Source organism: Neisseria mucosa, assembly GCA_003028315.1.
GTDB classification, from domain to species: domain Bacteria; phylum Pseudomonadota; class Gammaproteobacteria; order Burkholderiales; family Neisseriaceae; genus Neisseria; species Neisseria mucosa.
The window spans coordinates 166,732-179,173 of the sequence record CP028150.1; the positions used below are offsets into that span (position 1 = coordinate 166,732).

The 12,442-nt window shown below is 51.5% G+C and carries 10 protein-coding genes, 1 tRNA gene and 1 pseudogene; 6 read left to right on the forward strand and 6 right to left on the reverse strand.

Going from position 1 to position 12,442, the window contains the following annotated elements; genetic code table 11:
* Positions 1–400: 400 nt before the first annotated feature.
* Complete coding sequence (locus NM96_00890; protein AVR78108.1) at positions 401–1,744, reverse strand: two-component sensor histidine kinase; 1,344 nt, start codon at positions 1,742–1,744, stop codon at positions 401–403.
* A gap of 58 nt (positions 1,745–1,802) precedes the next feature.
* A complete protein-coding gene (locus NM96_00895; GenBank protein ID AVR78109.1) occupies positions 1,803–2,465 on the reverse strand; it encodes a two-component system response regulator QseB in 663 nt (220 codons plus the stop codon).
* A 502-nt stretch (positions 2,466–2,967) separates the two neighbouring features.
* Here NM96_00895 and NM96_00900 point away from each other — a divergent pair.
* Together NM96_00900 and NM96_00905 are read left to right on the forward strand one after the other, a co-directional pair.
* Positions 2,968–3,501 carry a peptidase gene (locus NM96_00900; GenBank protein ID AVR78110.1) on the forward strand — a complete coding sequence of 178 codons (534 nt, stop codon included), beginning with the start codon at positions 2,968–2,970 and terminating at the stop codon, positions 3,499–3,501.
* Positions 3,502–3,688: 187 nt separating this feature from the next.
* Positions 3,689–4,603 carry a hypothetical protein gene (locus tag NM96_00905; GenBank protein AVR78111.1) on the forward strand — a complete coding sequence of 305 codons (915 nt, stop codon included), beginning with the start codon at positions 3,689–3,691 and terminating at the stop codon, positions 4,601–4,603.
* A 91-nt stretch (positions 4,604–4,694) separates the two neighbouring features.
* On the opposite strand, the gene NM96_00910 is transcribed toward NM96_00905, so the two are convergent.
* From NM96_00910 to NM96_00920, 3 genes and pseudogenes are all read right to left on the reverse strand, one after another.
* Positions 4,695–5,324, reverse strand: coding sequence for a hypothetical protein (locus NM96_00910; protein AVR78112.1), 630 nt, complete (start codon positions 5,322–5,324; stop codon positions 4,695–4,697).
* Between the two features lie 170 nt (positions 5,325–5,494).
* A pseudogene (locus NM96_00915) lies at positions 5,495–5,902 on the reverse strand (transposase).
* Between the two features lie 292 nt (positions 5,903–6,194).
* Positions 6,195–7,052 (reverse strand): cytochrome c5 family protein, encoded by an 858-nt coding sequence (locus tag NM96_00920; GenBank protein AVR78113.1) that lies wholly within the window; start codon positions 7,050–7,052, stop codon positions 6,195–6,197.
* 286 nt (positions 7,053–7,338) lie between these two features.
* Between NM96_00920 and NM96_00925 the strand changes: the two genes are divergently transcribed.
* Positions 7,339–7,414: transfer RNA gene (locus NM96_00925), tRNA-Arg, on the forward strand.
* A gap of 104 nt (positions 7,415–7,518) precedes the next feature.
* Here NM96_00925 and NM96_00930 read toward each other — a convergent pair.
* Positions 7,519–8,712: an aromatic amino acid aminotransferase gene (locus tag NM96_00930; GenBank protein AVR78114.1), complete on the reverse strand. Its 1,194-nt coding sequence runs from the start codon at positions 8,710–8,712 to the stop codon at positions 7,519–7,521.
* A 145-nt stretch (positions 8,713–8,857) separates the two neighbouring features.
* Between NM96_00930 and folP the strand changes: the two genes are divergently transcribed.
* The 3 genes from folP (at position 8,858) to NM96_00945 (ending at position 12,380) form a co-directional block, all read left to right on the forward strand.
* Positions 8,858–9,715, forward strand: coding sequence for a dihydropteroate synthase (folP, locus tag NM96_00935; protein AVR78115.1), 858 nt, complete (start codon positions 8,858–8,860; stop codon positions 9,713–9,715).
* Between the two features lie 285 nt (positions 9,716–10,000).
* Entirely contained in the window at positions 10,001–11,338 is a 1,338-nt protein-coding gene (locus NM96_00940) for a phosphoglucosamine mutase (protein ID AVR78116.1), read from the forward strand.
* Positions 11,339–11,584: 246 nt separating this feature from the next.
* A protein-coding gene (locus NM96_00945) for an IS5/IS1182 family transposase (protein AVR78117.1) occupies positions 11,585–12,380 on the forward strand; the annotation gives its coding sequence in 2 pieces (ribosomal slippage) (positions 11,585–11,950 and positions 11,952–12,380; 795 coding nt in all).
* Positions 12,381–12,442 lie beyond the last annotated feature (62 nt).

The window sequence follows — 12,442 nt, forward strand, 5'->3', positions numbered from 1 at the left end:
AACCGTGCTTTCAGACGACCTTTTAGTTTTGCCGTATGCTTGGTTTGAATATTTCTATGTTTTTAAAGGTGTGTTTCTTGTAAGGATGCAGAGTTTGATAAACCCAAGGTGTCGAGGGTAGGAAGGCTGATTATTTAATCGGAACTGTTTTCAGAGCTAGAAACAAAAGTGTTCTGCACCTTCCGTTTAGATATTGTATTCGCTGCAATCCTTGAGTATTTTTGAAAACTCCAGATTCGGATTCCTACCTGCGCGGAAATGAAGGATATTGGGTGTTTTTTATTTTAATTGATTATAGAAGGTCGTCTGAAAACCTGATTTGTCAGGAATTTCAGACGACCTTTGGGTGATTGGGGGAAGCGTTTGCCAAATATAGGAAGCTGCTGTTTTGTACTTATTGTCAGGCTCTCTCCAGCCATGCACTCAAACCTTCTCCGTCGCGGTTTTCAAGTTTCAACGTCAGGCCGTGGAGTTTGGCGATGTGTTCGGCGATGGACAAACCCAGTCCGCTGCCTTGGGCATTTTGTCCGGCAGGACGGTAGAAACGTTCTTTAATCCGCGACAGGTGTTCGGGGGCGATGCCGGTGCCTTGGTCACGTACTTCGATACGGTCAGCGTGAAAATACAGTCCAACCTCGCTGTTTTCGGGCGAATAGCGCACAGCGTTGTCGAGCAGGTTGCGCAACATGAGTTGCAGTAGCGCGTCGTCGCCTTGCAGGAGGGGCGGCTTGGCAAGAAATTCGCGCTTGAGGCGGATGCGTTTTTCGCGGGCGGAGAGGTTGGTGTTTTGCAGCACTTGGCTGCTGAGGCTCTCCCAATTGATGGGGGTGGTATTTTTCAGGCCTTGTTCGGGATCGAGCCGTGCCAGCGTGAGCAGTTGGTTGATTAGGTGTTCGGCGCGGTTGAGGCTTTGTTGGATTTGTTGCAGGTGGTAGGGCTGTTCGGCAGTGTCGCTGAGGGCGAGGACTTCGGTCTGCACTTTCAATGCGGCAAGCGGGCTGCGCAGTTCGTGGGCAGCATCGGAGGTAAAGCGTTGTTCGCGTTCGATGCTGGTCTGAACGCGGGCGAACAGGCGGTTGAGGGCGTCGACCAGGGTTTGGGTCTCCTGCGGTACGGCGCGGCTGACGGGGACAAGGTTGTCGGCGCGGCGTTCGGACAATTCTGATGCGAGCTCTTTCAGCGGGTAGATGCTGCGTTTGACCGCCAGATGCAGTAGCAGCACCATCAGCGGCAGAACAAGCAGCGAGGCGGCAAGGTGCGCCCAAACAATGTTCCACAAAATTTCAAGGCGGTTGCGCCAGGGTTGGGCGACGGCGACTGTCTGTCCGGTTTTCCCGTCGTGGTAATAGATGACGCGTAGGCTTTTTTCCTGCCAAGGCTTCCCGATGTCGGTGAAGCCGGAAATTTTGCGGAATGGAATTTCTTTACCCCTTTTGTCTGAGAGCAACAGCCTGCCGTCTGCATTCCAGACGGAGATGCCGTTTTGTTTGTCTTCTGCAAAACCGGTATGGCCTTTGCCCAGGCTTTTTTTAACTTTGGGCAGCAGCACGGCTTTTTCCGGTTCGATGTAGGGCAGTGATTGGGCAAGGTCGCTCATCTGACTGTCGGCGGATTCGTTCAGTTCGTGTAACGCCATTGCCAGTGAAACAGCGTTGGCGGCGAACCATGCCAAGAGCAGTCCGCTGCCGATATAGAGTATCAGGCGTTTGCGGATAGAAGTTTCGGGCGGAAGCTTTTTAAACATGGAACGACCTTTTTGTGCAAGGGGGCTGTTTCTTCAATTTTTGCGTTTTCAGACGACCTTAAGGCATTTCTCCGAGTTGGTAACCCAATCCGCGCTTGGTTTGAATCACGGATGAACCGATTTTTTTGCGCAGGTTGTGGATATGCACTTCGACCGCGTTGCTTTCAACTTCTTGATCCCAGCCGTATAGTTTGTCTTCGATTTGGGCGCGGCTGATGATGTGTTTCGGATTGGCGACCAGCATTTCCAGCAGCCGCCATTCGCGCGCGGTCAGGTTCAGCGGCTTGCCGCCGAGTGTGGCGGTTTGGGCGGAGGTATCCAAATACAGGCTGCCGAAGGTCAGGCCGCTGTCGCTGCGTCCGTGGCTGCGGCGCACCAAGGCATTCAGCCGTGCTTCAAGTTCTTCCAATGCGAAGGGTTTGCACAGGTAATCGTCCGCGCCGCTGTTCAACCCGGTCAGGCGGTCGGGCAGCGCATCGCGTGCCGTCAGAATCAGCACGGGTAGCGTCAGACCTTGTTTGCGCCAGTGCCGCAATATTTCTATGCCATCGATGTTCGGCAGACCCAAATCCAACACCGCCGCATCATAAGGCGCAGCCAGTGGTGCGGACTGTCCTTGAGCGCCATCTGAAAACCAGTCCACCACCATACCGAGCTTTTTCAGCCCGGCGGCAATACCGTCGCCGATGTGCGGGTCGTCTTCCACCAGCAGGATACGCATAAAGATACTCCTGTTTGTTCGGATAAATGCAGTGAATTCAAATCAAGACGCTCTATCCTGCCATTTCCCGCCTTCGCAAGAAAAGGCATGGCGAAAACCAGGTGCCTCTATTTTAATTGGCTCTATATGATATGGATTGTATAGCGGATTGGCTTGAAACTCGTTTTGTTGTACTGCCTTGCTTCAAAACAATATTGTAAGGCAGTGTCGTCTGAAAACCAAAGTCGGGATGGCAATGGAACATCATGCAGACTGCCCGTTTTACCCTTGGTTTCAGGCTGAGGCCTGTCATTAAAACAGGCTGGGCTTAAGTAGAACTTAAGAAATTTGGAGGAATAAATATAAAATAAAAACAATAATTTGAATAAAATTTATAGAAAAATCTTTTTCTTAAGGTTCGCTTAAGTTTGGCTTGTTTTAATACGCTCAATCCAGCAGACACTGTTGGCAGATTTCAAATACACAAACATTTTTATTTTTATCCGACAAAAAAGGAAACATCATGAAATTCAGCAAAAAAGGTCTCATCATCGCCGTCGCAACCGCTCTGACCATCGGTACTGCCAGTGTCGGTGCATATGCCGCAGGGGCCATACCCGGAACCAAAGCCGCCGCTTTCTCCAGTAGCAAAATCAGTGCCGCCCAAGCTGTCGATTACGCAGTGGCCAAAATTCCGGGCCGCGCCGTCGAAGTCGATTTCCGCCACAAAAACGGCCAGAGCTACTATAAAGTAGAAATAGTTGCCGATGACCAGAAACAAGAAGTTTTCGTCGATGCAGCTAACGGGCACATCATCGAAAGCCGCCCAGACTACGACAAAAAACCGCTCCAACCGCTGCCGAACACCAATATTTCCCTGAAACAGGCGATTGCCGCAGCCAAAGCCAAAACAGGCGGCCGCGCGAAGGATGCCGATTTGAGCTATAAAAAAGGCCCGTCGGTTTATAAAGTGGAAACCGTCAACGGCATCCAAAAATACGAAGTACGCGTCGATGCCAACAGCGGTCAGGTACTGTCTTCACACATCGATTTATAAAGTAAAAACCGATTCGTGGCGACCTGTCAAAAGGTCGTCTGAAAACCCAAATCAGGTTTCAGACGACCTTTTAATATTTTGATTCTGCAAAAAACGTCCGCAAGCTGCCCAAATAGATTTAAAATCCTTATCTTTTGATGACAGAGGTCGTCTGAAAACCGTTTCGATAAATAATCAGGAGCAAAATATGCAAGCGAACACCTTAATCAAAACCCTTTCTGCTGCTGCGCTAGCCCTTGTGTTGGTAGCCTGCGGCGGTCAAAAAGACAGCGCACCTGCCGCATCCGCCGCATCGCCGGCTACCGACAACGGCGCGGCGAAAAAGGAAATCGTCTTCGGCACAACCGTCGGCGACTTTGGCGACATGGTCAAAGATCAAATCCAACCTGCACTGGAGAAAAAAGGCTACACCGTCAAACTGGTCGAGTTTACCGACTACGTCCGTCCCAACCTTGCTTTGGCTGAAGGCGAGCTGGACATCAATATTTTCCAACACAAACCTTATTTGGATGACTTTAAAAAAGAACACAAATTAGACATTACTGAGACTTTCCAAGTGCCGACTGCGCCTTTGGGCCTGTATCCGGGCAAACTGAAATCTTTGGACGAAGTCAAAGACGGCAGCAGTGTTTCCGCGCCTAACGACCCGTCCAACTTCGCCCGTGCGCTGGTGATGTTGAACGAATTGGGCTGGGTTAAGTTGAAAGACGGCGTTAATCCGCTGACTGCTTCCAAAGCAGACATCGCCGAAAATCCGAAAAACATCAAAATCGTAGAACTTGAAGCCGCGCAACTGCCACGCAGCCGCGCCGATGTTGATTTCGCCATCGTAAACGGTAACTATGCCATGAGCAGCGGTATGAAGCTGACCGAAGCCCTGTTCCAAGAACCGAGCTTTGCCTATGTTAACTGGGCAGCAGTCAAAACTGCCGATAAAGACAGCCAATGGCTCAAAGATGTAACCGAAGCCTATAACTCCGATGAGTTCAAAGCCTATGCGCACAAACGCTTCGAAGGCTATAAATATCCTGCTGCATGGGGTGAAGATGCAGCTGTCGGTGCAAAAGCCGAAGCAGCCTCTACGGCTTCGGCAGCAAAATAAGCAGTAAACTTCAAAAGTAAAAAAAGGTCGTCTGAAAACCCAAATAAGGTTTGAACTGGCCCCCAAATCTTGGACACTCATAAAAGCCTATTCAGGCGCTCTGTGCAAGCTGGGTTCTGTATGCGACAGGACTCAGCTTTTTCAATTTCAAACTGCAACGCTCCCGGTTGTAGTAATCCATATAGTCATCTATCTGCTTCATCAATTCATCTACTGTCAATTCACCTGCGTTATAGAAACACTCCGTCTTCAACACCGCAAAGAAGCTCTCCATCGGCGCATTGTCCCAGCAGTTCGCCTTACGCGACATGCTTTGAACCATGGAATGTTTTGCAATCAATTTCCTATATTCCGCCGTACGGTACAGCACACCTTGGTCGGAATGCAGCATTGTTCCCTTATCAGTCAGACGGGGTGTGGCTTTTTCGAGCATTTCCTTCACCATTTCGCTGTCGGCTCTGCGGCTCATGGCGTAGGCGACGATTTCTCGGTTGAACAAGTCCAAGATTGGCGAGAGGTACAGTTTGCCGTCGCTTCCTTTGAGTTCGGTCACGTCGGTCAGCCATTTTTCGTTGGGCTTTCGGGCTTTGAACCGGCGTTTGAGGAGGTGTTCCGATATCTCGCCCATGGCGGGATGGCGGTAGGCTTTTTTCGCCCGTATGAGGGCTTTCAGTTCCAACTGCTTCATCAGCCGCGCCGCTTTTTTGCGGTTCCAACCCAATGCGGCGGCAATGCGCCTTTGTCCGTAGCGTCCTTTATGCCGCCGGTAGGTTTCGACTAGGAGGGCTTTGTCGGCTGCGTCGGGGTCGGGTCGGTCTTGGTGATGGTAGTAAAAGCTGCTTTTGGGCAGGTTTGCGATGTGCAGCAGGTATTTGAGCGGGTGTTGCGCCCTCAGTGTTTGGACGGTTTGGCTTTGTCCTTTGCGGTCTGCTTTTGGCTGAGGGCTTTTAACTCCTTTAGGTAGGCAACCTCTGCACGCATATAGCACAACTCTTCAATAAGCTCTGCCTGCGTTTTTTCTTGGTCGGGTTTATCTGCGATGAAGGGGTTTTTGCGGTGTTGTGTCATGGTTTTGGATTGGGGATGTTCGAGTGCGCCGATACCGCCTTCTTGATAGGCGCGTATCCATCGTCGCAGGTGGGTTCGGGAAATGCCGTAGTGGTCTGCGGTACGCTGTTGGCTGCGTATATGCAGGTAGTGGAGTACGGCTTGGTATTTGAAGTGTAATGTATATTTGCTCATAAAAAAACTGCACCTTGTGAGTTGGAGGGGATGTCCAACTTTTGGGGTGCAGTTCACTTTCAGACGACCTTTTTTAGATTGGTTTTTATAAACAGTGTGCGTGAATTGAAAATCTTGTTGTGCTGCCAATTGAAAGAAAATTTAATGCTGTTCTTTCTATCTCAGTATGTTTTGTGTAGGCAGGGTAGAATGAACGGGTTAATGAATAAAATATATCGTAAATGAAGTGGGGATGTTATTTGTCCCAAACCTGCGTTGATAGGGGATTACATATTTCTTGGAACTCATAAAAAACGCACCTTGTTTAAAGGTGCGTTTTTTATGGGATATATGGCGTTTTTTGAACAAATCAGAATTTAGCGCCTGATTGGTTTGCCATGTAGTCGACCGCTGCTTTGACTTCATCGTCGCTCAGACCGGCGTTGCCGCCTTTTGCAGGCATGGCGTTGAAGCCTTCGAGAGCGTGTTTGTGCAGGGTTTCTTTACCTTGTTTGATGCGCGAAGCCCATTCGTCTTTTTTACCTATACCTGGAATGCCGGGGACTGCGCCGCCATGACATGCCTGACAGGTTGCTTCGAAAACTTTTTTACCGTCTGCGCCGGAGGCTGCAGGAGCGGCTGCGCCTTTGTCTTCGGCTTTAGGTGCATCGGCTGCGGGGGCAGAGCCGGCAGCGGCCGGTGCGGAGGCGGCTGCATTGCCTGAAGCGGCTTGATCGGCAGGCGCTGCGGCATCCGGATCAGGGAAGGTGCCGCCGCTCTTGTTCGCCATGTAAGTGATGACGCGTTTGAGTTCTTGGTCGGTCAAATCGGCTGCGCCGCCTTTTGCAGGCATGGCGTTAAAGCCGTTCAGAGCGTGTTGGAAAAGGGTATCGAAGCCTTGTGCGATACGGGGAGCCCAGTCGCTGTTGTGTTCAACTTTCGGTGCGTTGGGTACAGAGCTGTCTGTGCCGTGACACTGGATACAGATTTTGTTGAAAATCTGATCGCCTTTGCGTTCGCCTACCGGAATGCCGTCTCCCAAGGTAAGCTGTCCTACGGGCTGGATGCGGGTTTGGGTGGCGGTTTCGGAAGATTGGGCAACGTCTGCATACGAGCCGCTGCCCGCCAATTTGATGAGGAAGTAAATGACTGCAATGGCAATAACGATACCGCTCACAAGGGTAAACAATGCAGAGCCTTGGGCTTTGGAGTCGCGGAGTTGTTTCATTTGGTAGGCCTCGCCGTTAGGTTAGGTTGTGCTTTGAGTTATAGTTTGGTGTGTTAAACGCAGTTAACAATATTTTGCTGGATTATACTGAATTCACAAGGGCTTTCCAATCGCTCTTGTGGAAAATATACGCAAAGGCGGCGGTTTTTTGCCGCCTGTTAAGGGGTGGGTTGTGTATGTTGTTGATTATTTTGTGGGATTTTTCTTCAAATTTGTCTTGTTTGCGCCATCCTGCATAATAGGCTTTGCCAACAGGCGGGATTTGCGTTAATCTTACGCCTTCTTCGCACCCATAGCTCAGTTGGAAGAGTGTCAGTTTCCGAAGCTGGAGGTCACAGGTTCGATCCCTGTTGGGTGCGCCAATTATAGAGAGGCCGTCTGAAAGATGAAAATTTTTCGGGCGGCCTTTTGATTTACTTCAAATAAAACTACATCGGGTTTCAGACGACCTTTTGCTTTTTGCGTTTTATTTCAGCACTTCGGCAAACGCATCGGCAACATAGGCGATATTCGAAGCATTCAGCCCGGCGACGCACATCCTGCCTGAATCCAGCAGGTAAACGGCAAATTCGTCGCGCAGCCTGCGGACTTGTTCTACGCTCAATCCTGTGTAGCTGAACATGCCGCGCTGTTTGATGAAATAAGTGAAATCGCGGTCAGGGATTTGGACGGTCAATACGTCGTAAAGTTTCTGCCGCATGGCGCGGATGCGGTCGCGCATGACATAGACTTCATTTTGCCACAAGGCGTAAAGCTCGGGGTTGTTCATCACGTCGGCGGCGATATAGGCGCCATGTGCGGGCGGGCTGGAGTAGATGCGGCGGACGGTGAATTTGAGTTGTCCGAACACCAATTCCGCTTCTTCTTTATTCGGGCAAACCACGCTCAAGCCGCCGACGCGCTCGCCGTAGAGCGACAGGTTTTTCGAGAAGGAATTGCTGACGAACAGCGGCAATTCCATTTCCACCGCTTTGCGGATGGCGTAGGCATCGCTGTCCAAATCGCCGCCGAAGCCTTGGTAGGCGATGTCCATAAACGGAATCAGTTTGCGCGTTTTGATGATTTGCAACACTTCGTCCCATTGCTGTTCCGACATATCCACGCCGGTCGGATTGTGGCAGCAGGGGTGTAGGATTAGGACGCTGTGTTCGGGCAGGGTGTTGAAAAACGCGGTCATTTCGTCGAATTTGACGCCGACGGTGGCGGGGTCGTAATAAGGATAAGTGCCGACCTCGAAACCGGCGCCTTCAAAAATGCCGCGGTGGTTGTCCCAAGTCGGGTCGCTGACGTAGGCGCGCGCTGCGGGGAACCAGCGGTGCAGGAAATCCGCCCCGACTTTGAGCGCGCCTGAGCCGCCCAAAGTTTGTACGGTAACGATGCGCCCTTGTGCGAGCGCGGGGTTGTCTTTGCCGAACAATAAATGCTGCACCGCGCTGCGGTAAGTGTTCAAGCCCTCCATCGGCAGGTAGGGCGACGGCGCAGGCGTAGCGGCGCGGGCGGTTTCGGCACGGCTCACGGATTCCAATACGGGCATTTTGCCTTCATCGTCGAAATAAATGCCTATGCTCAAATTGACTTTTTCAGGGCGCGGGTCGTTTTTGAAGGTTTCGACCAAACTCAAAATCGGGTCGCCGGGGTAGTATTCGACGTGGCGGTACATGATGCTTCCTTTATCAGACGGATGGGGACGGGAAACCTGATTTTTGCATTAAACGGCAGGATTTGTAAAACGGGGTCGTCTGAAAGCTGCATGATGTTTTTAGACGACCTATAATTTCGTCTTCATTATTTTACGGAACACCATCATGACCACGCGCATCTGGCAGGCAGGCAGGTTTGAAATCGGTTTGGACAAGCCGAAAATCATGGGTATCGTCAACCTGACACCCGATTCTTTTTCCGACGGCGGCGTATATTCGCAAAACGCCCAAACAGCCTTGGCACACGCCGAACAGCTTCTAAAAGAGGGTGCGGACATTCTCGACATCGGCGGAGAATCGACGCGGCCGGGTGCGGATTATGTTTCGCCTGAAGAAGAATGGGCGCGGGTTGCGCCTGTATTGGCGGAAGTGGCGGGGTGGGGCGTTCCTGTCAGTTTGGACACGCGCCGCACGGTGATTATGGAAAAAGCGTTGGCGCTCGGCAGCGTCGATATTATTAATGATATAGCGGCGTTGACCGACGAGGGCGCGGTCGAATTGCTGGCGCGTCAGGCGGACACGGGCATTTGCCTGATGCACATGCAGGGTTTGCCCGAAAACATGCAGATTAATCCCAAATATCAAGATGTGGTCGGCGAAGTGGTGCGGTATTTGAAAGAGAGGGCGGCGGAATGTATCGCGGCAGGCATCGCTCCGCAACGCATCACGCTTGATCCGGGTTTCGGTTTCGGCAAAAACCTGCAACACAATATCGCGCTGATGCGGCACTTGCCCGAATTGATGGCAGAAACGGGTTTCCCGCTGCTGATCGGTGTGTCGCGCAAACGCATGATAGGCGAGCTGACCGGCGAGGCGGACGCAGCGGCGCGCGTACACGGCAGCGTGGCGGCGGCGCTGGCTTCCGTAGCACGCGGCGCGCAAATCGTGCGGGTGCATGATGTGAAGGCGACGGCGGATGCGTTGAAGGTGTGGGATGCCTTAGGGCCTGCCGGCGTCCGATAGTTTTCGTTTTGGAAGCAAAAAACCACTTGGAAAATGAAATGTCGGCAGCCCCTGAAGTGGTGATAAAGAGGTCGTCTGAAAAAGAGTTTTGAGGTTTCAGACGACCTGTTTGTTTAATACGGTTAACTTGTTTCGGATTTTGATAAGATAAGAAACTATACCGCTCAGGCTCAATCTAATAACGCTAAACATAAATCCCAACAGGTTTGCATAAAATCCCCTATACTGCCCGTTATAACATTCACGGGTATTCTCATTTTAAAAACATCCTCACGGAGCAAATTTATGGCAAAAAAATATTTCGGCACGGACGGCGTGCGCGGCGAAGTCGGTCAATTTCCGATTACCCCCGATTTCGTATTGAAACTCGGTTATGCGGCGGGGCAGGTGTTGGTGCAACATGACGGCGGGCAGAAGCCGACCGTCCTGATCGGCAAAGACACGCGTATTTCCGGCTACATGCTTGAAGCCGCGCTGGTGGCGGGTTTTACCGCCGCAGGTGTCAACGTCATCCAAACCGGCCCGCTGCCTACGCCGGGTGTGGCTTATCTGACCCGTGCGCTGCGTTTGTCCGCCGGCGTGATGATTTCCGCGTCGCACAACGTCTATTCCGACAACGGCATCAAATTCTTTGCCGAAGGCGGCGTGAAACTGAGTGATGAAATCGAGTTGGAAATCGAAGCCAAAATCGACGAGGAAATGAAAACCCAGCCGTCCGCCCGCCTCGGACGCGCCCGCCGCATCAACGGCGCGGACGACCGTTACATCGAATTCTGCAAATCCACCTTCCCCAGCCATTTGGATTTGCGCGGCCTGAAATTGGTGGTCGATACCGCGCATGGCGCAGGCTATGACGTTGCGCCCAAAGTGTTCCACGAACTCGGCGCGCAAGTCGTCAGCATCGGCGACGAACCCAACGGCTACAACATCAACGAAAAATGCGGCGCAACCCATCCCAAAGCCTTGCAGGCTGCCGTATTGCAAAACGAAGCCGACTACGGCATCGCGTTGGACGGCGACGGCGACCGCCTGATGATGGTCGACCGCAACGGCAAAGTGTACGACGGCGACAGCCTGATTTACGTCATTGCCAAAGCCCGCGCCCGCGAAGGCATCAACATCGGCGGCGTGGTCGGTACGGTCATGACCAATATGGCGATGGAAATTGCCCTGAAAGAGCAGGGCGTCGATTTCTGCCGAGCCAAAGTCGGCGACCGCTATGTGTTGGAACAACTGAACCAACGCGGCTGGCTCATCGGCGGCGAAGCCAGCGGCCATATTTTGTGTATGGACAAACACAACACCGGCGACGGTATCATCTCCGCGCTGCAAGTTTTGGCGGCGCTGCAAATCCTGAACCAAGACCTTGCCACCGTTTGCGCCGACTGGCAGCCGTATCCGCAAACCATGATCAACGTGCGCATTCAAAAAGGTCAGAAATGGCAGGAAGCCTCGAAAGACGTATTGGCTGAAGTGGAAAAAGAACTCGAAGGCAAAGGCCGCGTCGTGTTGCGCGCATCGGGTACCGAGCCGGTCGTGCGCGTCATGGTCGAAGCGCGTCAGGCGGACTGGGCGAAAAAAGGTGCGGAACGCATCGCAGCAGCCATCACCGGCAAGCAGTAATGCCGTCAAAAAATCAATCAGGTTTTTAGCAAACCTTGGAACTGCCGTCGTTTCCACGCAAGCGGGAACGGCGGTACAGTGGATTGATTTTAAATCAGGGCAAGGCGGGGAACGCCATGCCGGTTTAAGGTTAATCCATTGTGATTGTGTTTTTTAGGATTCGAGGTCGTCTGAAACACATCAATTCATATTGTTCACACCTATTAGACCTCTTGCGAAAGTATCCTGAAGATTTACAATTCCCAAATGAAATACGAAAACCTAATCCAAAGAAGCGACAGGGAATTCAAACGGCTCACAGGTGTAACGCCCGTCCTTTTTCATGAAATGCTGCAAGTCACCACAGAAGCAGAAAGCCGGAAGGTCAAGTCGGGCAGGCCGCATACGCTCGGTTTGGCAGACCAACTGCTGCTTACCCTAAGTTATCTGCGCCATTATCATACCCAACTCGAATTGGCCGCTATCTACGGTCTTTCTGAAAGTAATGTCTGCCGCACCATCCGTAAAACTGAGGACGCTCTCATTCGTTGCAAACGCTTTTCCCTGCCAAAACACAAGAATCCGGGCGATCAAACGGTCATCATTGACGTTACCGAAAGCCCGATTGAACGTCCCAAAAAAACAGCGGCAGTATTACAGCGGCAAGAAAAAGCGACACACGGTTAAAATCCAAGTCATATACGGCAGAGAAACTGAAAAAATCATCAGCATCCAGACGGGGATGGGTGCTCAGCATGACATGCGTTTAGCCAAGAAGCACCTTGCAGAGCTTTATCCCTACAAAATAGTCATTGCGGATAGGGGTTATCAAGGATTGGCTAAAACCGGATTACAGACCCCGAAAAAGAAATCTAAACATCATCCGCTGAACAAACAGGATAAAGAGGCGAACAGGTGGTTAGGCAAACTCAGAACCGTCATCGAGCACATCAACAGAAAAATTAAGATATTCAAAATCTTGTCGCTACCTTACCGCAACAGGCGGAAACGGTTCGGGTTAAGGGCAAATCTGATTGCAGGACTGGTTAATGCGATGGGATGAATATTTTCGCAAGAGGTCTATTTTCATAACCTTCCTTGTTATTTCTTTCAGACGACCCTATC